The sequence below is a fragment of the Microbacterium sp. 71-36 genome, assembly GCF_001898305.1.
In the GTDB taxonomy this organism is placed as follows: Bacteria; Actinomycetota; Actinomycetes; order Actinomycetales; family Microbacteriaceae; genus Microbacterium.
This window is the reverse complement of the sequence record NZ_MKTP01000001.1, coordinates 820,703-843,802: the sequence shown is the minus strand read 5'-3', so window position 1 is coordinate 843,802 and position 23,100 is coordinate 820,703. Positions and strand designations below refer to the sequence as shown.

The window sequence follows — 23,100 nt, the reverse complement described above, 5'->3', positions numbered from 1 at the left end:
TCAGGCGGACGAGCGGCGCCGCAGCGCCGCGGAAACGATCGCGACGACCGTGCCGACGGCCACACCGATGACCGTCTCGAGCACGCGGTCGCGCAGCAGCATTCCGGGCGTGGCGGGGGAGGCGAGCGAGATCATCAGGAGCGCGAGAGGCGTGATGAACACCATCGCGATGCCGTAGTTGCGGCCCACGAACAGCTCGGCCCCCACCTGCATCAGGACGGCCACGACCAGGATCGCCCACGGGGGAAGGTGCAGGGCGAGCAGTCCCGCGGCGATCAGGACACCCACGAGGGTGCCGACGAGTCGCTGAGTCCCGCGGATGAGCCGCGCGGTCACGTGCGCGCCGCCGACCGCGGCCACCGCGCCGACCATCGCCCAGTACCAGTGCGTCCCGATGAGCAGCGTGCCCGCGACACCGGCCAGGAGCGCGGCGACCCCGACGGTCGCCGTCATCTCCCACGCGACCGGACCGATCGGTGGCGCCTGCCGGGACGGGCGGCGCCACGACCCGCGTCGCGAGAGGACGAGCGCGGTCGTCACCAGCAGGCTCCACAGCACGCTGCTGACACCGACCAGCAGCACGAGCCCGAACGTCGCCGCCGTCGCGGGGAAACTCGCGCACGCCCCCGCCGCGAACACCGTGAACAACGCGCCGGGGGGATGCCACTGCGCCCGGTACGCGAACAAGGTCACCGCCGCGGCCATCACAGCCACGACGACCACGCTCACCACCGGCGGAGCCGACAGCGCCGACAGCAGCGTGCCGAGCAGCATCGACAGGACCAGGATGCCGCCGGCCGTCGTCTGCATCCGGACACGCGTGCGGGGCGGATCGAGTCGGCCGTACAGCGCGGCGAAAGCGCCGAACGACGCGTAGACGCTCAGGTCGAGGCGCCCGATCAGCAGCAGGACCAGGAGAGGCACACCGACGCTGAGCGCGGCCCGAGCCGCGACCCGATGGGCGCCGCCGTGCGGGCCGATGCGGATGACCCCGGTCCACACGCGCCCCCGGGATTCCGCCACCGGACCAGCCTACGCGGCGTCCGCGGGCTGCTCCGCCTGTACCGTCGTGCGGACTCCCGGGGGGACACGCCGAGAGTGACGGGGGTGGACCGGTGTGTCGCCGCGGAACTCCGCGGCAGGGTTCGCCGGGTGCGGCGCCGAGGAGGTGTCCCGTCGCGCGGAGTCGTCCGGTGACACGCCGTCGCGGCGCTGCCGCGGGCCGGGGTGTCGTCACCGACTCCGCAGGACGGTACGCAGGGACGACGGACGACACCGGGCTGCCTCGACGTCGAACAGTGCGGCGGGTGACCGCGATCGCGCTTCCGTAGGGTGGGAAGTCCCGACCCGAACGAGGAGAGACGTGTTCCGCACGCCCCTGACCCTGTTTCGTACGCTCGCGATCGCCGAGGCGATCTCGTGGACCCTGCTGATCGCGGGGCTGATCCTGCGCGCGACCGCCGACCTGTCGATCGCGGTGACGATCGGGGGTGGCATCCACGGGTTCGTCTTCCTCGCGTACGGTGCGACCGCGGTGCTCGTCGCGCTGAATCAGCGCTGGGGGCTCGGGCCCGCCGCCGTCGCGATCGTCAGCGCCGTGATCCCGTACGCCACGGTTCCGACCGAGGTGTGGCTGCACCGCACGGGCCGGCTGCGCGGCGCCTGGCGACTCGAGGCCGGCGATGACCCGCGCGATCACCGCCCGCTCGACCGACTGCTGCGCTTCTTCCTGCGTCGGCCGTGGGTTCTCGGCATCCTGATCCTCGCGGCGGTGGCGCTGATCTTCGTCGTGCTGCTCGTGGTCGGCCCGCCGGGCGGCAAGGGCTGAGCATCAGCGCCGCGTCGAGACGGTGACCGTGAATTTGCGGTCGCGGGCGACCTGACGCGTCGGGCCGACGATCCGCTCGAGCGCGGGACGGTAGTGCAGCGCGGAGTTCCACACGGTCCACAACTCACCGCCGGGGTGCAGAACCCGTGCCGCGTCGGCGAACATGCGCGGAGCGATGCTTTCGGTGATCGCCCCGCCCGTGTGGAACGGCGGATTCAGGGCGATGAGGGACGCGCTGGCATCCGGCCGCGAGGCGAGCAGATCGTCGCGCACGACCTCGATCCGGTCGGCGACACCGTTGGCCGCGGCCGTCGCGCGGGCCGAGGCCACCGCGACGGCGGACTGGTCCGTCGCGACCACGTGGACGGAGGGATGCCGCAGCGCCCACGCCGCGGCCACGACTCCGGTGCCGCAGGCGAAGTCGATCGCGCCGTCGACGGGGTCGGGGAGGTGGGCGAGCAGCAGACGCGTGCCGATGTCGATCGACGCCCCGGCGAACGCCCCGCCGAACGCGCGCACCTCGAGCCCGTCGACGGTCGCCGCTTCGGGCCGCGGGTCGGCGCCGTCGTGCGGGCCGCGAGCGACCAGGACGCGCGACTTCTGCCGCGCGTGCGTGACGTCGACGCGCGTGAAGTGCTCGCCGAGCACGTCGTTCATCGTGGGCGTCATGTATTTCAGTCGGCCACCGGCGAACACCACGACGTCGGGGTGGGTGTGCGCGGCGATGAGTCCCGCGATGTCGTGGAGCGCGCGCAGGGCGCGGGGGAGTCGGAGCAGGACGACCCGCGCGTCACGGAGGAGCCCGGCGTCCAGCGGGTGGTGGGTGAACGTCGCGTCGAGTCCGGCCCGATCGGCGTTGGCGGACAGCGCCCGTTCTCCGGTGAGGGCGTCCTGGTGAACGCGGATGCCCCGCGCGCCGTCCGCGGCGGCAGCGAGCGTGAGGGCTCCGTACGCGTCATCGATGACGACGAGGCCGCCCTCGGGGGCGTCTACCCGGGCAGCCTCGGATTCGTCGAGGATCAGTCGGTCGGCGGCATCCACCGCGACGAGGTCCGGACCCTCGAGGTCGGGCCAGCGGCGCAGATCGTCGAGAGAGAAAGGCACCGGGGAACGGCGGTCGGCGATTACCGGGTGCCGAAGTGGAAGGGCAGCGCCAGCGAAGCAGCGACCAGCAGGATGCCGAGGGCGAAGAGCAGCGCGGGCACGGCGGTCGAGAACGACAGACCGAACAGCAGCATGCCGCCGACGAACAGGATGAGCGAGACGATGAACATAGGGGATCCCTTCGGTCGCTCCAGGCTATCGTGCCGCGTCGGGCGTCCGGTGCGCCCCGGCGGGCGTCTCGCGGAGCGCCGCGTGCGTCCACAGGGTGCTTCCGGCCACCGCCGCAGGCATCACGGCGACCGCGCCGAGCGGGATGAGGAAGCACAGCTGCGTCGCGACCCCGAAGCCGAGGGCGCGGGCGCGGTTCTCACGGAGCACGGCCCGACGCGCGCGGCGGTCCAGCCCGCGCGCGGAGAGGGCGCGGGAGGTCAGCTCGTCGGCGAGGAGCCAGCCGGTGAGGAGCACGCCGACCACGAAGCCGAGCGGTCCGCCGACGAAGGGGATGAGGCCGACGAGCCAGGCGGCGAGGGCGGCGAACACGCCCCGCACGATCAGGCGCACCGCGTCTCCGACGGCGCGCCAGAAACCGTAATCGGCCTCGGGGATCCTGCCTGTGGCGGAGAGCTCGGTGGCCCGCCAGATGCGGTCGTAGAACGGTTCGCCGACGGCGAGGGTGACGGCGGTGAACGACACGATCGCGAGGAACGCGGCGGCGCCGAAGGAGGCGACGACGATCGCGGTGCGCAGGACCGTGGCCCACAGGGGGTCCCACGTGTTCGCGAAGGGGGTCCAGTCGTCGACGACCTCGCCCAGGAGAACCGCCCAGCCGACCAGGGCGGCGCCGAAGGCCAGACCGACGAGGAAGCCGGGGATGAGGCCGAGCGCCATGGCGCCGGGTGAGCGACGCCACTGGCCGAGGCCGCGGAGGAGCATCGCCGCGCCCTGGAGGAACTCACGCATCCGGGCATTCTCGCAGAGCGGCGCGCCCGCGACGTCGGGGGTGGCTGACAGGATGCCGCTATGCGCATCCGCACGACGTCGACGCAGCGCACCTACCGGTACGTGCGCCTGACGATCCTCGCCGCGACGCTGCTGCTGGCCGTCGCCGTCGCGGTGGAGGAGATCACCGGCGGGCCGTTGCCGTCGCTGAGCGCGGCGTACTACACGCCGGCCGGGCCGATGTTCGTCGCCGGCCTGTGCGTGGTCGCGGCGGCGTTCGCCGCGCTGTCGGGGCGGAGCGTCGAGCAGGGGCTGCTCGACGTCGCCGCGGTGCTCGCGCTCGTGATCGCGGTGGTTCCGACGACGGTCGAGAGCGGGGCGTGCGGTGCGTCCGCGCGCTGCGTTCCGCCGGGAGTCGTCGCCGTCGTGGTCAACAACGGTGTCGCCGTGGCATCCGTCGTCCTCGTCGGGGCGGTCGCGGGCGTGGTGCTGTCGGTCGTGCAGGGCACGGTGTCGCGGGGTGTGGTCGTGACGGCGACCGCCGTCGTCGTCATGGTCGGGGGCTTCGGTGCGTGGGGGCTCGCCGCCCCCGTCGCGTTCCTCTCGTTCGCGCACAACGTCGCCGCGGTGGGCTTCTTCGTCTTGATCGGGGCGGTGGCGGCGATCGGGGCATGGCGTCCGCAGCGTGCACCGCGGCGCTTCCGGCCCGCGTACGCGGCGGTGGCGGTCGGCATCCTGGTCTGTCTCGCGGGGCTCGCGGCGACGCTCGTCGTGGCTGCCGGGGGAGGGGATGTCACCCGGCCGATGCCGTGGGTGTTCCTCGGGGAGTCGCTCGCGCTCGTGCTGTTCGCCGTGTTCTGGTTCCTGCAGACCGTGGAGCTGTGGAACGAGCCCGACCCGCGGCTTCTGGCGAAGGAGGCGTGAGCCGGGAATATCCTCGGAGCCCCTCCGTTGAACTTGATACGCAGCCACTCAAGTCACAAACTTGAGTCGACTCCACTCACGTATCACAGGAGACGGAATTGCCCGAAGATGTCACCCCCGGCGCCGGGGACAACGGCGCTCAGTCGTTCGACGAGTTCCTCGCGCGCTACCTCGCCGGTGAGCGCGCCCGTGCCGAGCGCTCCATCGACCTCAGCCGGTTCCTGAGCGCCCGCACGCAGGAGGCCCTCCAGGAGGCCGGACGCTACGCGCTCGGCCGTGGGCAGCGCGAGCTCGACGCGCTGCACGTCCTGCACGTGCTCGTCGGGCAGGCCCCCGCGCGCGACGCCGTCGCGCGGCTCGGCGCCGACCCGGCCGCGATCGCCCGCGCCGCCGAGAGCCGCCTGCCGGCCGCCGGTCCCTCCGCCGACGTCGATGGTGCCGTCGTGGCGGGCTCGGTCCAGCGCGCGCTGTTCCACGCCTTCCAGGTCGCCCGCGCCGCCGGGTCCACCTACGTCGACCCCGACCACCTGTTCTTCGCCCTCGTCCTCGCGCAGGACGCCCCCGCCGGACAGATCCTCGCCCAGGCCGGTGTCACCGCCGAGGCCCTGACGCAGGGCGTCCGCGAGACGGTGGTCGGCGGCGAGCAGGCCACGGCGCCCGAGGAGACGGCATCCACGACCCCGAACCTCGACCGTTTCGGCACCGACCTCACCGCGCTCGCCGCGGAGGGGCGTCTCGACCCGGTGATCGGTCGCGCCGACGAGATCGAGCAGACGATCGAGATCCTGAGCCGCCGCACGAAGAACAACCCCGTGCTCATCGGTGAGGCCGGCGTCGGCAAGACCGCCGTCGTCGAGGGTCTCGCGCGTGCGATCGTCGCGGGCGACGTGCCCGAGCAGCTGCGCGAGACGCGTGTCGTCTCGATCGACCTCGCCGCCATGCTCTCGGGAGCCCGCTACCGCGGCGACTTCGAGGAGCGCCTCACCCAGACGATGGACGAGATCGCCGCCCAGTCCGGCAAGCTCGTCGTCTTCATCGACGAGGTCCACACCATCGTGGGCGCCGGCGCCGGTGGCGAGGGCGCGATGGATGCCGGGAACATCCTGAAGCCGCGCCTCGCGCGCGGTGAACTGCACCTCATCGGTGCCACGACGCTCAAGGAGTACCGCACGATCGAGAAGGATCCCGCCCTCGAGCGGCGTCTGCAGCCCGTGCGCGTCGGCGAGCCGTCCCTCACGGACGCGATCGAGATCCTGCGCGGCCTGCGTGCGGCGTACGAGGAGCACCACGCCGTGACGTACACCGACGACGCGCTGCGCGCCGCCGTGGAGCTCGGCGACCGGTACCTGCCCGACCGGGTGCTGCCCGACAAGGCGATCGACCTCATCGACCAGGCGGGGGCGCGTCTGCGCCTGCGTCTCGGCGTCTCTGTCGACACGACAGCGCTGGTGGAGCGTCTGGCGACGCTCGAAGCCGACAAGAACGCCGCCGTCTCGGCCGAGCACTACGAAGAGGCCTCGCGCATCCGCGACGAGATCGCCGCCGTGCAGGAGCGCCTCGAGACCGCCACGTCCTCCCCGCGCCCCGACGCGGTGGTCGACGAGCCCGAGATCGCCGCGGTGATCAGCCGCTCCACCGGCATCCCGGTGTCGCGTCTGACCGCCGGTGAGCGCGGACGTCTCGCCGAGCTCGAGACCGAACTGCACGCGCGAGTGATCGGACAGGACGCCGCCGTCACCGCGGTCGCCAAGGCCGTGCGGCGCAACCGCACCGGTATGGGCGACGAGAACCGTCCCGTCGGGTCGTTCCTGTTCCTCGGCCCCACCGGCGTCGGCAAGACCGAGTTGGCGAAGGCGTTGGCCGGGTCGCTGTTCGACGACGACTCCGCCGTGATCCGCTTCGACATGAGCGAGTTCGGCGAACGTCACACCGTGTCGCGGCTCATCGGCGCCCCTCCGGGATACGTCGGCTACGACGAGGCCGGGCAGCTCACCGAGCGCGTGCGCCGCAACCCGTACTCCGTCGTGCTGTTCGACGAGATCGAGAAGGCCCACCCCGACGTGTTCACCCTGCTGCTGCAGGTGCTCGACGACGGACGCCTGACCGACGGCCAGGGGCGCACGGTCGACTTCCGCAACGCCGTGATCGTGATGACCTCGAACCTCGGCAGCGAGTACCTGGCATCCCGTTCCGGCGCCATCGGGTTCACCACGACCGGACGCGAGTTCGACGACGCCGACCTGCGCGACCGTGTGATGGGGAAGCTGCGCGAGGCCATGCGGCCCGAGTTCCTCAACCGCATCGACGACATCGTGATGTTCCGCAAGCTCGAGAAGGAGCAGCTGCGCGACATCGTCCGCCTGCTGCTGGACCGCACCTCGAAGCGGCTCGCGTCGCGCGAGGTGTCCCTGGAGGTGACGGATGCCGCGGTGGACCGCCTCGCCGAGGTCGGCTACGAGCCCGAGTACGGTGCGCGCCCGCTGCGCCGCGTCATCCAGCGCGAGATCGACGACCGCATCGCCGACCTCTTCGTCGCCGGTGAGCTGGTCGACGGGGGAGCGGTGATCGTGGATGCCACGGACTCCGGCTTCGTCGTCCGCGCCGCCGTGGTGGCGCTCGCCGCGTAAGTCTCGACAGGCCCCCGGAACTCTCTGGTTCCGGGGGCCTCGCCGTGTCCGGAGCCGGCGCCGTGCCGTCGTGCGGAGAACCGTGGCGACACGCCGGGCGGGCGAGCGCCGAGACGGCGTGTCCCAGCCGGACTCCGCAGGACGGACAGCAGAGAGATCGGATGCCATGACCCCCTGCCGCGATGTCGGAGGGGCACGGCAGAGTAGGGGCATGAGTCGCATCGGCACGATCTTCAGCCCCTACCCGCACCCGCCCGAGGAACTGCGCGAGGCCGCGCGGGTCGCCGAGGGCGAGGGCGTCCCCGAACTGTGGCTGTGGGAGGACTGCTTCCGGTCGTCGGCCTGGGCCGCGGCCGCGGCCGCGCTCGCGGCCACCGATCACCTCCGCGTGGGCGTCGGCATCGCCCCGTTCCCGCTCCGCAACGTGGCAGCCTCGGCGATGGAGGTCGCCACCATCGAGCGCATGTTCCCGGGGCGCCTCCTGCCCGGCTTCGGCCACGGGGTGCAGGACTGGATGCGACAGATCGGCGCCAAGGCCGCGTCGCCGCTGACGCTCATGCAGGAGCAGCTCCCCGCCCTGCGCGGTCTTCTCGCCGGCGACACCGTCAGCGCCGAGGGCCGCTACGTGAAGCTGCGCGACGTGTCGCTGGACTGGCCGCCCGTCGTCGCACCGCGCGTGTACGCCGCGGCCGAAGGACCCAAGACGCTCCGATTGGCGGGCGCGGTCGCCGACGGCGTCATCCTCGACAGCCGGCACACCGTCGACGAGGTCGCCGAGGCCGTGCGCCTCGTCCGCGCCGGATGGGCCGAGGCCGGACGCGGGGGGAGCCCCGACATCGTCGCGTACGTCCTCACCGCCTTCGGATCCGGCGCGACGGAGCGGGTCGGCGCGGTGCTCGAAGACCGACCGGATGCCGCCGACCGGGCGCTCGCGGGGACCGTCGGCGAGGTCGCCGAGGGGGTCGCCCGTTTCCAGGCCGCGGGTGTCGACGACGTCGTACTGCTGCCGACCGACGACGTCGACCTGCACGTGTTCTTCTCGGCGGTCGGACAGGTCGCCGCCGAGGTGCCCGCCGCCGGAGGCGTGTCGTGAGTCGCGGTGTCGTCTCGATCGGCCTCGCCGGGTCGCTCGGGCCCGACGCGGTCGTGCGGATCGCGCCGGCCGTGGAGGCTGCAGGATTCGACACCCTCTGGATCAACGACACCCCCGACGGGGACGCCCTCGCGGCGCTCGCCGCCGCGGCCCGCGTGACGCGCACGCTGCACCTGGCGACGGGCGTCGTACCGGTGGACCGTCGACCGGCCGCGGAGATCGCCGCCGAGGTGGCATCCCTCGCCCTTCCGCTGGACCGTCTCACGCTGGGGATCGGCTCCGGCATCGCGAAGGAAGGCGCGCTCGCCCGGGTGAGCGACGCGATCGACGTTCTGCATGACGCCGGGGTTCCGCAGGTGCTGGTCGGAGCGCTCGGGCCGCGGATGCGGCGCCTCGCCGTCGAGCGCGCCGAGGGCGTGCTGCTGAACTGGGTCCCGCCGACCGAGGCAGCCGCGCAGGCCGCGGCTCTGCGCGAGACCGTCCCCGCGACCCATGTCGCGGTGTACGTGCGTACGGCGATCGCCGACGCCGCGCGCGCAAGGCTCGACGCCGAGACCGCGCGATACGCCGCGTTCCCGAACTACGCCGCGAACTTCGCCCGGATGGGGGTGGATGCCGCCGACACGACCATCCGCGACGTCACCGACCTCGGCCCCGCGCTCGAGGCGTACACCGCCGGAGTCGACGAGGTCGTGCTGCGCGCGATCGTCGCGGAGGACACCGTCGAGGCGTACGTCGATTTCGTGCGGCGCACGGGTCCGCGACCGCTCTGACGCGGCCCCGGCACTCGCCCCGGCTGGCAGACTGACCGGATGCCACGACGTCGAGGTGCCTCCATCCGTTCGGTCGCGCGCGGGGCGCTGGCCCTGCTCCTCGTCGCCGCGGGGATCAGCCACCTCACGTGGGGTCGCCGCGGGTACCGGATCGTCGTTCCGGACTGGGCGACGCGGCTGCTGCACACGGACGAGGACGCGATCGTCGTGGCATCCGGGGCCGCCGAGGTGCTCCTCGGCGTCGGTCTGGTCGCGCTGCCCCGCGAGCGACGCCGCGTCGGGGCCGCCGTCGCGGCGTTCTTCGTTGCCGTCTTCCCCGGCAACGTGCATCAGTGGCGGACCGGCCGCTCCGCCCCGGGGCTGAGCACCGACCGTGCACGCTTCGTCCGGCTGTTCCTGCAGGCGCCGCTCATCGCCTGGGCGTGGTGGTCGACGCGGGAGTGAGGGGGCGCGGCGTCCCAGGTTCGGGGCGTGATGCTCGCTTCGGGGCGTGATTAGCGCGCCCCGAAGCGCGAAATGCGCCTTCAACGGTGGCTGTGGCCCGCGCCGCGACCCCGGGCTACGCGGCGTCGCCGAGCTGCAGGATGCCGCGATCGAACGCGGCGCGGGCCAGCACTTTGTACCCGTGATCGGGGAAGAACACGGTGAGACGGTCGGCCTCGACGGCCATGACGGTTCCGGTTCCCCACTCGTGGTGGTCGACGATCGAGTCCACGCGGAGATCGTCGGGTTCGGCGTCCGCGGCGGCGAGCGGAAGGGCGTCCGCGCTGTCGCACCGGTCGCAGGTGCCGCAGTGCTCGGGCGCCTCGACGCCGAAGTACTCCAGGAGCGCGCGACGTCGGCAGTGGACGGTCTCGGCGTAGCCGCGCATGATCTCGATGCGGGACGCGCGGACGCGTTCCTCAGCCTCGTCCCGTTCGCGCACCGCGGCGACCGCCTCGCCGGCGGAGGCCTTCGCCGCCGCCGTGATGCCGTCGGGCCCGGCTGTCGCAAGCCCGCACGCCACGAGCTGCGTCAGCACGCGGCCGATCGCCCGGGCCGAGCGCCCGCTCTCCTCGGCGAGGTCCTTCGCGCGCATCGGTGCGTCCCAGCGCCCGAGCGCGTCCCAGACACCGGCGATGTCCGCCCGGCGGCTGTGTCCGCCGGCGAAGAACGACCGCAACGAGAAGTCCTCCGCCCGGTAGTGCAGGACCGCACGCGCGGGCTGCCCGTCGCGCGCGGCGCGGCCGATCTCCTGGGCGTACGAGTCGAGCGACTCCGTGACGTCGGCGTGGATGACCCACCGCACGTCCGCCTTGTCGACGCCCATCCCGAAGGCCGATGTGGCGACAACGACGTCGATCTCCCCGGCGCTCCAGGCCGTGTGCACCTCGTCGCGGCGCTTCTGCGCCATTCCGCCGTGGTACGGCGCGGCCCGGCGCCCGAGATCGGAGAGTTCCGCGGCGTACGCCTCGGTCGCTTTGCGTGTCGCCACGTAGAGCAGCGTCGGGCCGTCGGCATCCCGAACATCCGCCACGACGGCGCGACGCTTGTCCGCGTCGTGCTCGTGGCGGCGGACCGACATGTGGATCTCGGGGCGGTCCATGCCGCGGACCTCGAGGTGAGGATCGCGCATGCCGAGGCTCGCGACGATGTCGTCACGTACGGGACCGGATGCCGTGGCCGTCAACGCGAGCACAGGAGGGTGCCCGAGTGCGTCGACGGTGTCGCCGATCCGCGCATACTCGGGGCGGAAGTCGAAGCCCCACGCCGACACGCAGTGCGCCTCGTCGACGACCACGAGGCGGATGTCGGCCTTCTTCAGCCGCTCGAAGACCTCCGGATTGGCCAGCTGTTCGGGCGCAAGGAAGGCGTACACGGGGTCGCCGCTCTCGATCGCGCCCCAGGCCGCGGAACGCGCTTTCGCTCCCGTGCGCGAGTTGAGTGCGACGGCGGCCGGCGCCTCGGGAGCGGCGTCGATCGAGGCGATCTGATCGCGCTGCAGCGCCAGCAGCGGCGAGATCACGACGGTCACCCCGCCCAGCTCGCACCCCGCGATCTGGTACACCGCCGATTTGCCCGCGCCCGTGGGGAACACGACGAGGGTGTCGCGCCCGCCGACCACGGCGTCGATCGCCTCGGCCTGGCCCGGCAACAGCGCGTCCCATCCGAAGGCCTCGCGGGCGGTGCGGGCGGACTGTTCGGCGGTGGCGGGAGCGTTCATGGGACCTCGTTCCTGGGGAGGACACCAGCACACGCCACCGCTCCGTCGGCGCGACGGGGGTTGCACGGCGGTGCGGGGTGTGATCCGCGGGGAGGCGCCGTCGGGGCCGTGTCCGTGGCTGGTCGCGGCCGTATGGGCTGCGATAAACGGGATCCGCGGCGAGACACGGTGCGCGATGGCGTGTCTCGTGGTGGATCGCGTTTATCGGTGATGGCACCTGGGAACCCCGCGCGCAAGCCGACCGGCGATGTCGGAGGGGGATGCCAGGATGCCGACATGCTCTTCGGTGAACTGCAGGTCGCGCTGGCGACCGTGGCCGCCACCCGCTCGCGCCTCGCCAAGGTCGACGCCCTCGCCGACCTGCTCGGCCGGCTGGCGCCCGACGAGATCGTGCCGGCGATCGGGCTGCTGACGGCCGCGCCCCGTCAGGGCCGCCTCGGTGTCGGTTGGCGGACGCTCACCGCGCGGGGCGGCGATCATTCCGAGGCCGCGACGCTCACCGTCGGCGACGTCGACGCGGCGTTCTCGCGCCTCGTCGAGATCTCCGGCAGCGGGTCCGGCGCCGTGCGCACCGCGCTCCTCGACGACCTGGCGCGGCGGGCGACGGCCGACGAATGGGATCTGCTGGTGCGGGTGATGACGGGGGAGTTGCGCACGGGGGCGCTCGAGGGCGTCCTCCTCGACGCGGTCGCCCGCGCCGCCGACCGCGACGGCACCCTCGTGCGCCGCGCCGCGATGCTGTCGGGCGACCTCGGAGAAACGGCGGCACTGGCGCTCACCGCATCGGCGGAGGAGCTGGCATCCGTCGGGCTCGTCGTGGGGCGCGGCGTCCAGCCGATGCTCGCCTCCACCGCGACGTCGGTGGGCGAGGCGCTCGGCGTCGCGGGACGCGCGTCGGTCGAGTACAAGCTCGACGGCGCCCGTGTCCAGGTGCACCGTCACGGCGACGAGGTGCGGGTGTTCACCCGCACTCTGGCCGACGTCACACACCGGGTCCCCGAGATCGTCGAGATCGTGCGGGGTCTGCCGGTGAGCGACGTGATCCTCGACGGTGAGACGCTCTCGCTCGACGACGACGGCGCACCGCGCCCGTTCCAGGACACGATGGCGCGCTTCGGCGCCGAGACCGCCCGCGAGATCGCGCTCCGGCCGTGGTTCTTCGATCTCCTGCACGTCGACGGTCGCGACCTGATCGACGAGCCGCTGTCGGAACGGCGGGCCGTGCTCGCCCGCGTCGCCCCCGACCTGCGGATCCCGTCGATCGTCACCGACGTCGCCGCCGAAGCCGAGGAATTCTCGCGCGCGGCGCTGCGCGCCGGCCACGAAGGCGTCATGGTCAAGGGACTCGACGCGCCCTACGCGGCGGGCCGGCGGGGCAAGAGCTGGCTGAAGGTCAAGCCCGTCCACACGTTCGACCTCGTCGTGCTCGGCGTCGAGCGCGGGTCGGGGCGCCGGTCGGGGTGGCTCTCGAACCTCCACCTCGGCGCCCTCGACCCCCGCGGTGCCTTCGGCGATCCCGGGGGCTTCGTCATGGTCGGCAAGACGTTCAAGGGACTCACCGACGAGGTGCTGGCCTGGCAGACCGCGCACTTCGCCGACCGCGAGATCGGCGCGGTGCCCGGCGGCATCCGGGTGACGCCCGACACGGTCGTGGAGATCGCGATCGACGGCGTGCAGCGCTCGTCCCGGTACCCCGGGGGAGTCGCCCTGCGCTTCGCCCGCGTGAAGACGTACCGGCCCGACAAGCCGGCGGCGGAGGCCGACACGATCGACACGCTCCGCGGACTCCTGCCCGGGGCCGGGGTCGATGCCGACGCCGGGCCCACGGACGCGGGCGCGACACGAGAGGAAAGGTGACCCGATGAGCCGTGTGCCGTGGTGGGACGGTGAACTCGAGTACCGCAGTTTCGGAACACCCGGCGCGCCGCGTGCGGTGGTCGTGCTGCGCACCGGTGACGTGTCCACGATCGACCCCGACGTGCGCGTGACGTCGGGGTTCGACGTGCGGATCGTGGCCGTCGGGCTGGACGCCCCCGAGCTCGACGATCCGCCCGCGTTCGGCGGGCAGACGCCCGCCGGGCTCACGCTCGAGGCCCTGCGCGGGCTGCTCGAGCGGGAGATCCCGGGGGCCACCGTGGGCCTCGTGGGCGAACGCTCGGCCGGTCAGATCGCGCTGCATCTCGCCGCGGCGATGGGGCCGGTGGTCGACCGGCTCGCGATCGTGGGCGTGGAGAGTCCGACCGATCCGCTGAGCCGCGACCTCCACACGCCGCTGCTCGACGACGTCGTGGCCGACACGCTCGTGGTGGTCGGCGGTGCCGGACCCGCGGGGACCCACGACGCCGAGTGGTACTCACGACGCATCCCGTCGGCCCGCGTGGAGGTGATCGACGCCGAAGACCTCGACACGCTCAACGGCCACGTCACCCTGTCATCGGTGTGGGCCAGCGTCCTGGCGCACGTGGCGCCGGGCGCGCAGCGCCGCTGACACGAATCGCCCGACGGGCGGCCGTGCGCCTACGCGGCGCGGGCGACCGCGCGCACCTGCACGATGTTCGATTCCTCGTCGACCTCGACGTGATCGGTCTGGGCCTTGAGGAAATCGGAGAAGCTGCGGAACCCGAGCGCCTTCTCGCTGAACGACGGGTCGAGACGCTTCATGAGGTCTTTGACCGCCGACGCGTGCAGCCACTCGCCGTCGGCGCGTTCGCCCTCGAGCTGCATCGCGCGCTCGAGGAGGTTGACGGCGGGGTCCTGAGAGCGCTTGCGCGCGCGGGGCCGCGAGGGGGCGGCATCCTTCTTGGTGTCGGCGAGCTTCGGGATGCCGGGCAGGGCGTCGTAGTTGTCGAACCGGTCGCAGGCCGACGCGAGCGACTTCGCCGTCGACCCCGCGACCCCGACGCCGACGACGTAGCGACCGAGCCGCTTGCACCGCTGAGCGAGCGGGACGTAGTCGCTGTCTCCGGCGACGATGACGACGTGCGACAGATCGGGGAGTCGGAACATGTCTTCGACGGCATCCACGGCAAGTCGGATGTCCGCACCGTTCTTGGCGTATGCCGCTGCGGGAAACAGCTGCACCAGGTCGACGGCCCGCGCCACGAGCTGAGAGCGGTACTCGGCGTTCACGGGCGCCGACCAGTCGGCGTACGCCCGGGTCAGCACCAGCGTGCCGAACGACGCGGCGTAGTCGATGATCGCCCCGACGTCGATCGTCGCCTTCGTCAACCGCTCGGCGATCTCGGGCTCCATCGGGTTCTCCGCGATCTTCTGCCGGTCGCGCGAGTAGGCGTTGCGGCCGTGGACGCGGTCGTACCAGGACATGACGATGTTGTCGAAGTCGAGGTAGACGGCGACACGGGCGTTCTGGGGATCCGGCATGCCTCCAGTCTCTCCCGGGGTGGGTGCCCACGGGTAGCCCGCCGACCTGTGCAGTTCGCCTGCGCCACCGCCACCGCGGGCGGCGCCGGCGTGCCGTCGCGCGGAGTTCGTCGGCGACACGCCGCGTGGAGGGGCCGGCCGGCGGCGTGTCGTGGCCGCGATCCGCGGGGCGGTACGCCGGTGGCGCAGACCGGCCCGCCCGGACCGGCCCGGGCGGCCCGCCCGGGAGCCCGCTCAGAGTCCGCCGGGGTAGACCACGCCGATCTGGCGGCGGACCTCGTCGAGCACGCCCATGATCGCCACCGTCTCGTCGATCGGCAGGATGTCGCTGGAGGTCGCGCCCTCGGCGACCAGACGTTCGGCGGCCAGCGCCTGGAACTGCATACCGCGCCCGTCCACGGCGCCGTCGAACTCCTCGATGACCGTGCCGTCGGGGCCGACGACGCGGAAGGCGGTGGGCGAGTACCAGACGCCGTCGATCTCGATCCGCGCCTCGGTACCGACGATCTGCGCGACGTTCGCGCCCGCGCCGCGCGACGACGACACGGTGGTCGAGACGGCGCCGCCGGGGTGCACGAACACCGTGGCGACCTCGGCGTCGCTGCCGGCATCCGAGATCCTCGCGAGGGCGGTGATGCGCTCGGGGAGGCCCAGCACGTCCACCGCGAACGAGACCGGGTAGATGCCGAGGTCGAGCAGGGCGCCGCCGCCGAGCTCGAGGGCGTTCAGGCGGTGCTGCGGGTCGGTCGAGATCTTCTGCGTGTGGTCGGCGGAGACGACGCGGACTTCGCCGAGGGTCCCGGCGCCGAGGATCTCACGGATGCGGACCATGTGGGGCAGGTAGCGCGTCCACATCGCCTCCATCGCGAGGAGACCCTTCTCGGCGGCGCGATCGCGGATGCGTCCGGCCTCCGCCTCGGTGAGGGTGAAGGGCTTCTCGACCAGGACGTGCTTGCCGTGATCGAGGGCGAGGAGCGCGTTGTCGACGTGAGCCGGGTGCGGCGTCGCGATGTAGACGATGTCGACGTCGGGGTCGGCGACGAGGTCTTCGTACGATCCGTGCGCGTGGGGGATGCCGTACTGCGCGGCGAACGCGCGGGCACTCTCGATCGATCGGGAACCGACGGCTGCGACGTCGAGACCCGCGGTGCGGAGGTCGGAGGTGAAGGCGTGCGCGATGCCGCCGGTGGCGAGGATGCCCCAGTGCAGTCCGGTCATGGGACCACCGTATCGGCCCGCCGACCGACGGCCGCCGCCGCGCCGACCGTGAGGGGCGGATGCCGTCCGCGTAGGCTCGCGTCATGACGCCCGTCGAGCGCTTCCGCGAGCTGTTGGCCATCCCGACCGTGTCGCACGTCGATCCGGCGCAGACCGACACCGCACGGTTCGACGAGTTCCACGACGCCCTCGAGCGCCTCTACCCGCTGGTCCACCGGCACCTGGAGCGCGAGACCGTGGCGGGCCACGCGCTGCTGTACCGGTGGGCGGGCGCGTCGAGCCGCGACCCGCTGCTGCTCCTGGCACACCAGGACGTCGTCGACACCGAGGGTCAGCCCTGGACGCGCGACCCGTTCGCCGCCGTCGTCGAGGGGGAGGGGGTGGATGCCACCCTCTACGCCCGGGGCGCGATCGACGACAAGGGTGCGCTGGTGGCGATCCTCGAGGCGGTCGAGCAGGCGCTGGCCGACGGGGTGGTGCCGCGTGCCGACGTATGGATGGCCTTCGGGCACGACGAGGAGACGCTCGGCACGGGCGCACAGGCGATCGCGGCTCTGCTCGCCGAGCGCGGCGTCCGTCCGGCCCTGGTCCTCGACGAGGGTGGTGCCGTGGTCGAGGGCGCGCTGCCGGGCGTCGGCGCTCCGACCGCGATGATCGGCGTCGCCGAGCGCGGCAGCGCGACCTTCGAGCTCATCGCCCGCGAGGCGGGCGGGCATGCGTCAACGCCGCCGTCGTTCCCCGCCACGGCCCGCCTGGCGCGCGCGATCGACCGGGTGCGTCGGCATCCGTTCCCGCGCCGACTCGTCGCGCCGGTGCGCGCGATGCTCGCGAGCGCGGCCGCCCACGCGCCGGAACCGGTGCGCACGGTGTTCCGCCGGACGGCGCTGACCGCGCCGGTGCTGACCGCGGCGTTCGCACTGCTCGGACCCGAGACCAACGCGCTGGTGCGCACGACCGCGGTCGTCACGCGGCTCGAGGGCTCGGCGGGCGACAACGTCCTCGCGACAACGGCGCGCGCGACGGTGAACGTGCGGCTGCTCACGGGCGAGACGATCTCGGATGCCGCGATCCACCTGCGGCGCGCCGTCGCCGACCCGCGCATCGACATCGAGCTGCGGCACGGCAGCGACCCGTCTCCGGTGTCTCCGTGGCAGGGGACGGCCTGGCGGCGGCTCGCCGCGGCGGTGCGCGAGACGCTCGGCGACGAGGTGATCCCGCTGCCCTACCTGCAGCTCGGCGCGAGCGACAGCCGCTTCTACACCGGGCTCACGGAGCACGTGTACCGCTTCACCCCGTTCCATCTGACGCGGGCCGAGCGCGACGCGCTGCACGCGCCCGACGAGCGGATCCGCGTCGAGGTGTGGCTGCGGGGCATCGGCTTCTACCGCGCCCTCCTGGCATCCTGAGTCGGCGTTCTCGGTGCTGCGCGCGGGTCCGTCGCGGGCGTCGATTCCGCGAGACCGCACGCGGCTGACAAACCCACTGCACGCTGCAGTGGACATGTCGGTCCGGTGCAGTCTCGCGGCGGGGAGCGCGGCAGGGCCCGCGGCACGGACCCCGAGACCACGACCCCGCGTTCGCGTCGGCTATCCTCGTGTGACCGGTCACGACGCGGCCGGCGACGCAAAGAAGCGAGATCGATGAGCGAGACCGACATCCCGGATGCCGCGGCCAGGGCGCCGAGCATCCGCGACGTGGCACGGCTCGCCGGGGTCTCGTATCAGACCGTTTCGCGCGTGATCAACAACAGCCCGCAACTGCGTCCGGAGACGGCGGCGCGCGTCCGCGAGGCGATCGCCGAACTGAAGTTCGTGCCCAATCAGGCGGCGCGCGCGCTCGCGACGAGTCGGACCCGCCTCATCGGTGTGCTGGGGCCGCGCGCCACGACCCACGGCACCTCCGCGATGGTGCTGGCGGTGGAGTCCGCGGCGCGTCGGGCGGGCTACCGTCTGACCGTCACCAACCTCGGCGCGAGTGCGCCCGACGACGTCCGCGCCTCGATCGACCACCTCATGCAGCAGTCGATCGAGGGACTCATCGCCGTCGCACCCCAGACGCGTGTCGTCCCGATCCTCGACGAGATGCAGCTTCCGGTGCCGGTGCGCATCGTGTCGTCCACCGGTCCGTCCACGCCGACGGCGACCTTCAACGACCAGATCTCCGGCGCTCGGGCAGCCGTGCGGCATCTCGTCGAGCTCGGGCACACCCGGATCCTGCACATCGCCGGACCCCGGGACTGGATCGAGGCCGACCATCGCATGCGGGGCTACCTGGCCGAGATGGACGCGCAGGACCTCGCCCCGCGCCCGCCGGTGCTGGGGGACTGGACGGCGCAGTTCGGCTACGAGGCGGGCCTCGAGCTGCTGAGGACCGAGGATGCCACGGCGGTGTTCGCCGGGAACGACCACATGGCGCTGGGGTTCATGCACGCGGTCCGAGCGATCGGCAGATCGGTCCCGGAGGACGTGTCGGTCGTCGGATTCGACGACGTCCCGGAGGCGGCGCACCTGTGGCCCCCGCTGACGACCGTGCGCCAGGACTTCGCCGGCATAGGACAGCGCGCGGTCTGGGATCTGCTCACTGATCTGGGTGTTTCGCACGACGGGCAGGCGATGCCCGAGCCCGATCACCTGAGGCTGATCGTGCGCTCGTCGACCGCGCCACCCGGCCGCTGAGACGTCACGGTTTGGCAACGGCTGGTCGCCGAACGCACAGGCACTTGACAGCGGGAGCGATGTGCGGGGTAGCATCGCACACACAATGTGAACGGTCACATCACCGCCACACCACGCCGACGGGACTCGCTGCGGAGCGACTCCGTCGAGACGAAGACGTTTCGAACGACGCGTAGCCCGCGCCGCCGACCGGCCTCGTTTCGCCCTGTCGGACGCGTGTCGGCGTGCCGTCCGCGCTGAAGCGGTGGGCTCCGTGCGGAGAGACCGTGACATCCAACCCAACGAAGGGAACCAGAGTGAAGAAGCACAGCATGCTCAAGGCGGTCGCGGGAGCGGGCGTTCTGGCGCTCGGCATCGGTCTCGCGGGCTGCGCGGGCGACCGCACCGGCAGCGGCGGCGGCGACGCCGCGGAGGCCGGTGGCATCATCGGCGTCGCGATGCCGACGCAGCAGTCGGAGCGGTGGATCGCCGACGGCAACAACGTCAAGTCGCAGCTCGAGGAGCTCGGCTACCAGGTCGACCTGCAGTACGCCAACGACGACATCCCCACCCAGGTCTCGCAGATCGAGAACATGATCACCTCGGGCGCCAAGGCCCTGATCATCGCCTCGATCGACGGCACCACCCTCACCGACGTGCTGCAGCAGGCCGCCGACGCGAAGATCCCGGTCATCGCGTACGACCGCCTCATCAACGGCACGAAGAACGTCGACTACTACACGACCTTCGACAACTACAAGGTCGGCGTCCAGCAGGCCACGTCGCTGCTCACCGGCCTCGGCGTCCTCGACGCGTCGGGCAAGGACACCGGCGCCGCCGGCCCCTTCAACATCGAGCTGTTCGCCGGCAGCCCGGACGACAACAACGCCACGTTCTTCTGGAAGGGTGCCATCGACACCCTGCAGCCGTACCTCGACAAGGGCACGCTCGTCGTCCCCTCCGGCCAGACCGAGTTCGGCCAGGCGGCCATCCTCCGCTGGCTGCCCGAGACGGCGCAGAAGCGCATGGAGAACATCCTCACCGTCATCGGCGGCACCAAGCTGCAGGGTGTGCTCTCGCCCTACGACGGTCTGTCGATCGGCATCATCTCGGCCCTGACCTCGGGCGGCTACTCGGCCGACGCCCTGCCGGTCATCACCGGTCAGGACGCCGAGGTCGGCTCGATCAAGTCGATCATCGCCGGCGAGCAGTACTCGACGATCTTCAAGGACACGCGCGAGCTCGCCAAGCAGGCCGTGACCATGGTCGACGACATCCGCAAGGGCACCGAGCCCCAGGTCAACGACACCGACACCTACGACAACGGCGAGAAGGTCGTTCCCTCGTACCTGCTCGAGTCGACGATCGTCACGAAGGACAACTACGAGAAGGTCCTCGTCGACAGCGGCTACTACACCGCCGACGACCTGAAGTGATCCCCGCGGGAGGGCTCCGGCCCTCCCGCCCCGCCTCCGCCGCGACCGCGCACCGGTCGCGGCGGAGGCCCCTGTTCCCACATCCCCACCGGCGCACAAGCCGGTCCTGCAAGGAGGACCTCGTGAGCACCATCCTCGAGATGCGCTCGATCACCAAGGAATTCCCCGGCGTCATCGCCCTGGCGGACGTGTCACTGACCGTCGAGCGCGGAACCGTGCACGCCATCTGCGGCGAGAACGGCGCGGGGAAGTCCACCCTCATGAAGGTGCTCAGCGGTGTCTACCCCGCGGGCGACTACCGCGGCGAGATCGTCTTCGACGGCAAGACCGTGGAGTTCAAGGACATCCGCGACAGCGAAGCGGCCGGCATCGTCATCATCCACCAGGAGCTGGCTCTCAGCCCCTACCTCTCGATCGCCGAGAACATCTTCCTCGGCAACGAGATCACCCATCGCGGCCTCATCGACTGGGATGCCACGAACAAGGAAGCCGCCAAGCTGCTCGCCCGCGTCGGCCTCGGGGACAGCCCCGACGTGCCCGTGAACGAGATCGGCGTCGGCAAGCAGCAGCTCGTCGAGATCGCGAAGGCGCTGTCGAAGGACGTGAAGCTCCTCATCCTCGACGAGCCCACCGCCGCCCTCAACGACGACGACTCCGAGCACCTCCTCGACCTGATCCGGCACCTCAAGGGGCAGGGGATCACGTCCATCATCATCAGCCACAAGCTCAACGAGATCCGTGCGATCGCCGACGAGGTCACGATCATCCGCGACGGTCGCACGATCGAGACGCTCGACGTCGCCACCGGCGGGACGAGCGAGGACCGCATCATCCGCGGCATGGTGGGACGCGAACTCGAGAACCGCTATCCCGACCGTGACGTCGAGATCGGCGACGAGGTCCTCCGCATCGAGGACTGGACCGTTCATCACCCGACGGATGCCAACCGCGTCGTCATCCACGACGCGAACCTCACGGTTCGCGCGGGCGAGGTCGTCGGCATCGCCGGGCTCATGGGCGCCGGACGCACCGAGTTGGCGATGAGCGTGTTCGGCAAGAGCTTCGGCTCACGCATCTCGGGCACCGTCTACATCCGCGGGCAGAAGGCCGACACCTCGACGGTGCCGGCGGCGATCCGCAGCGGTCTCGCCTACGTCACCGAGGATCGCAAGGGTGCCGGCCTCAACCTCATCGACACGATCAAGCGCAACATCTCCCTCGCGGGCATGCGCAAGCTCGCCAAGAACGGCTGGGTCGACGGCGACGAGGAGTACCTCGTGGCCAACCGGTACCGCAAGTCGATGAACATCAAGGCCCCGACGGTCGACGTGGTGGTCGGGAAGCTCTCCGGCGGCAACCAGCAGAAGGTCGTGCTGTCGCAGTGGCTCTACTCCGATCCGGAGGTGCTCATCCTCGATGAGCCGACCCGCGGCATCGACGTCGGTGCGAAGTACGAGATCTACACGATCATCAATTCCCTCGCGGCGCAGGGCAAGGGGGTGCTCGTGATCTCGTCGGAGCTTCCCGAGCTGCTCGGCATCTGCGACCGCATCTACACCCTCAGCGAAGGCCACATCACCGGCCAGCTGCCCATCGAAGAGGCCACACCCGAGGCCCTCATGGTGCTCATGACGAAGGAGAAGGAAGCCGACCATGTCAGCGCTTAACAACACCGCGACCGAGACCGGTCCGGCGACGCCGAAGGGCCCCGTCGGCGGCGGCGCCGGGGGAGCCGGCGGCATCGTGCAGTTCTTCACCTCGCGTCTGCGCGAGATCGGCATCTTCATCGCGCTGATCGTGATCGTGCTGCTGTTCCAGGCCCTCACCGGTGGACGTCTGCTCACCGCGGGCAACGTGTCGAACATCATCGTCCAGAACAGCTACATCCTGATCCTCGCGATCGGCATGGTGATGATCATCATCGCCGGGCACATCGACCTGTCCGTCGGTTCGGTCGCCGCCTTCGTGGGTGCGGTCTCGGGCGTCCTGATCGTCCAGTGGGGCCTGCCCTGGTGGCTCGGCATCCTGCTCTCGCTCGTGCTCGGCGCGGTGGTCGGCATGTGGCAGGGCTTCTGGGTGGCGTACGTCGGGATCCCGGCGTTCATCGTGACGTTGGCGGGCATGCTGCTGTTCCGCGGTCTCACCCAGATGACGCTCGGCAACACGCAGATCACGCCGTTCCCCACGGAGTACCGCCAGCTCGGCGGCGGCTACCTCTTCCCTGAGCTGTTCCCGGCGGCCACGTCGCCCGCGGAGTGGATCACGGTCGCCCTGGGCGCGCTGACCCTCGTCCTGTTCGTCTTCTCGCAGGTGCGTCAGCGGGCCAAGCGTGCGGCGCTGGAGCTGCAGAACGAGCCGATGGCGGCGTTCCTGGTCAAGGTCATCGGCGGCGGCGCGCTCATCGCCTACCTGACCTACCTCCTGGGTGTCGCCCCCGGCTCGCGCGGCACGCCCATCGTGCTCGTCGTCCTGGCGATCCTCATCATCGGATACTCCACGGTCATGAGCCGGAGCGTCTTCGGTCGCCACATCTACGCGATCGGCGGAAACCGCACGGCCGCGAAGCTGTCGGGCATCAACACCCGCCGCGTCGACTTCCTGCTCTTTGTGAACATGGGCGTGCTCGCGGCCCTCGCGGGCATCGTCTTCACGGGTCGCCTGAACTCCGCCGGTCCGGGTGCCGGAAACCTGTTCGAACTGGATGCCATCGCCGCCTCGTTCATCGGTGGCGCGGCCGTCCAGGGCGGTGTCGGCCGGGTGGTCGGTGCGATCGCCGGTGGTCTGGTCATGGGTGTGCTCAACAACGGCATGTCGCTCATGGGCATCTCGACCGACGTGCAGCAGTTCATCAAGGGGCTCGTGCTTCTGCTGGCCGTGGCCTTCGACGTGTGGAACAAGAACCGCACCCGCGGGTGAAACA

20 protein-coding genes are annotated in these 23,100 nt (G+C 71.6%); 13 read left to right on the top strand and 7 right to left on the bottom strand.

The window, feature by feature from the left end:
- Entirely contained in the window at positions 1 to 1,023 is a 1,023-nt protein-coding gene (locus BGO45_RS04175) for an FUSC family protein (RefSeq protein WP_292691181.1), read from the bottom strand.
- A gap of 340 nt (positions 1,024 to 1,363) precedes the next feature.
- Between BGO45_RS04175 and BGO45_RS04170 the strand changes: the two genes are divergently transcribed.
- Positions 1,364 to 1,828, top strand: coding sequence for a DUF3817 domain-containing protein (locus BGO45_RS04170; RefSeq protein WP_076493973.1), 465 nt, complete (start codon positions 1,364 to 1,366; stop codon positions 1,826 to 1,828).
- 3 nt (positions 1,829 to 1,831) lie between these two features.
- On the opposite strand, the gene BGO45_RS04165 is transcribed toward BGO45_RS04170, so the two are convergent.
- From BGO45_RS04165 to BGO45_RS04155, 3 genes are read right to left on the bottom strand one after another with little or no spacing between them, the layout of a single operon-like run.
- Positions 1,832 to 2,932 carry a methyltransferase gene (locus BGO45_RS04165; RefSeq protein WP_292691179.1) on the bottom strand — a complete coding sequence of 367 codons (1,101 nt, stop codon included), beginning with the start codon at positions 2,930 to 2,932 and terminating at the stop codon, positions 1,832 to 1,834.
- Positions 2,933 to 2,952: 20 nt separating this feature from the next.
- Positions 2,953 to 3,102 carry a hypothetical protein gene (locus BGO45_RS04160; protein ID WP_175611103.1) on the bottom strand — a complete coding sequence of 50 codons (150 nt, stop codon included), beginning with the start codon at positions 3,100 to 3,102 and terminating at the stop codon, positions 2,953 to 2,955.
- A gap of 25 nt (positions 3,103 to 3,127) precedes the next feature.
- Positions 3,128 to 3,892, bottom strand: coding sequence for an EI24 domain-containing protein (locus tag BGO45_RS04155; RefSeq protein WP_292691175.1), 765 nt, complete (start codon positions 3,890 to 3,892; stop codon positions 3,128 to 3,130).
- Between the two features lie 60 nt (positions 3,893 to 3,952).
- On the opposite strand from BGO45_RS04155, the gene BGO45_RS04150 reads away from it, so the two are divergent.
- From BGO45_RS04150 to BGO45_RS04130, 5 genes are all read left to right on the top strand, one after another.
- On the top strand, positions 3,953 to 4,795 hold the full coding sequence (locus BGO45_RS04150) for a hypothetical protein (RefSeq protein WP_292691173.1): 843 nt from the start codon (positions 3,953 to 3,955) through the stop codon (positions 4,793 to 4,795).
- A 98-nt stretch (positions 4,796 to 4,893) separates the two neighbouring features.
- A complete protein-coding gene (locus tag BGO45_RS04145) occupies positions 4,894 to 7,422 on the top strand; it encodes an ATP-dependent Clp protease ATP-binding subunit (protein ID WP_292691171.1) in 2,529 nt (842 codons plus the stop codon).
- A 211-nt stretch (positions 7,423 to 7,633) separates the two neighbouring features.
- Positions 7,634 to 8,515 (top strand): LLM class flavin-dependent oxidoreductase, encoded by an 882-nt coding sequence (locus BGO45_RS04140; RefSeq protein ID WP_292691169.1) that lies wholly within the window; start codon positions 7,634 to 7,636, stop codon positions 8,513 to 8,515.
- Positions 8,512 to 9,288 (top strand): LLM class flavin-dependent oxidoreductase, encoded by a 777-nt coding sequence (locus tag BGO45_RS04135; protein WP_292691167.1) that lies wholly within the window; start codon positions 8,512 to 8,514, stop codon positions 9,286 to 9,288. Before BGO45_RS04140 ends, BGO45_RS04135 begins: the two co-directional genes overlap by 4 nt.
- A 39-nt stretch (positions 9,289 to 9,327) precedes the next feature.
- Positions 9,328 to 9,732, top strand: coding sequence for a hypothetical protein (locus tag BGO45_RS04130; RefSeq protein WP_292691165.1), 405 nt, complete (start codon positions 9,328 to 9,330; stop codon positions 9,730 to 9,732).
- Between the two features lie 115 nt (positions 9,733 to 9,847).
- On the opposite strand, the gene BGO45_RS04125 is transcribed toward BGO45_RS04130, so the two are convergent.
- Entirely contained in the window at positions 9,848 to 11,491 is a 1,644-nt protein-coding gene (locus tag BGO45_RS04125) for an ATP-dependent DNA helicase RecQ (RefSeq protein WP_292691163.1), read from the bottom strand.
- 276 nt (positions 11,492 to 11,767) lie between these two features.
- Between BGO45_RS04125 and BGO45_RS04120 the strand changes: the two genes are divergently transcribed.
- On the top strand, positions 11,768 to 13,348 hold the full coding sequence (locus tag BGO45_RS04120) for an ATP-dependent DNA ligase (protein WP_292692861.1): 1,581 nt from the start codon (positions 11,768 to 11,770) through the stop codon (positions 13,346 to 13,348).
- 4 nt (positions 13,349 to 13,352) lie between these two features.
- Positions 13,353 to 13,979, top strand: coding sequence for a hypothetical protein (locus BGO45_RS04115; RefSeq protein WP_292691161.1), 627 nt, complete (start codon positions 13,353 to 13,355; stop codon positions 13,977 to 13,979).
- A gap of 29 nt (positions 13,980 to 14,008) precedes the next feature.
- Here the strand turns inward: BGO45_RS04115 and BGO45_RS04110 are convergent, their stop codons facing one another.
- Positions 14,009 to 14,872 (bottom strand): NYN domain-containing protein, encoded by an 864-nt coding sequence (locus BGO45_RS04110; RefSeq protein ID WP_076493950.1) that lies wholly within the window; start codon positions 14,870 to 14,872, stop codon positions 14,009 to 14,011.
- A 234-nt stretch (positions 14,873 to 15,106) separates the two neighbouring features.
- Positions 15,107 to 16,090, bottom strand: coding sequence for a Gfo/Idh/MocA family oxidoreductase (locus BGO45_RS04105; protein WP_292691159.1), 984 nt, complete (start codon positions 16,088 to 16,090; stop codon positions 15,107 to 15,109).
- 83 nt (positions 16,091 to 16,173) lie between these two features.
- Here BGO45_RS04105 and BGO45_RS04100 point away from each other — a divergent pair, with 83 nt between their 5' ends.
- The 5 genes from BGO45_RS04100 (at position 16,174) to mmsB (ending at position 23,096) form a co-directional block, all read left to right on the top strand.
- The gene (locus BGO45_RS04100; RefSeq protein ID WP_292691157.1) at positions 16,174 to 17,496 is read left to right on the top strand and encodes a M20/M25/M40 family metallo-hydrolase; all 1,323 of its coding nucleotides are present in this window, start codon (positions 16,174 to 16,176) and stop codon (positions 17,494 to 17,496) included.
- Between the two features lie 234 nt (positions 17,497 to 17,730).
- Positions 17,731 to 18,765 carry a LacI family DNA-binding transcriptional regulator gene (locus BGO45_RS04095; protein WP_292691154.1) on the top strand — a complete coding sequence of 345 codons (1,035 nt, stop codon included), beginning with the start codon at positions 17,731 to 17,733 and terminating at the stop codon, positions 18,763 to 18,765.
- A gap of 311 nt (positions 18,766 to 19,076) precedes the next feature.
- Positions 19,077 to 20,180, top strand: coding sequence for a multiple monosaccharide ABC transporter substrate-binding protein (gene chvE / locus BGO45_RS04090; protein ID WP_292692858.1), 1,104 nt, complete (start codon positions 19,077 to 19,079; stop codon positions 20,178 to 20,180).
- A gap of 140 nt (positions 20,181 to 20,320) precedes the next feature.
- Positions 20,321 to 21,847, top strand: coding sequence for a multiple monosaccharide ABC transporter ATP-binding protein (mmsA, locus tag BGO45_RS04085; protein WP_292692855.1), 1,527 nt, complete (start codon positions 20,321 to 20,323; stop codon positions 21,845 to 21,847).
- On the top strand, positions 21,834 to 23,096 hold the full coding sequence (gene mmsB, locus BGO45_RS04080) for a multiple monosaccharide ABC transporter permease (protein WP_254845595.1): 1,263 nt from the start codon (positions 21,834 to 21,836) through the stop codon (positions 23,094 to 23,096). Before mmsA ends, mmsB begins: the two co-directional genes overlap by 14 nt.
- Positions 23,097 to 23,100: the final 4 nt, after the last annotated feature.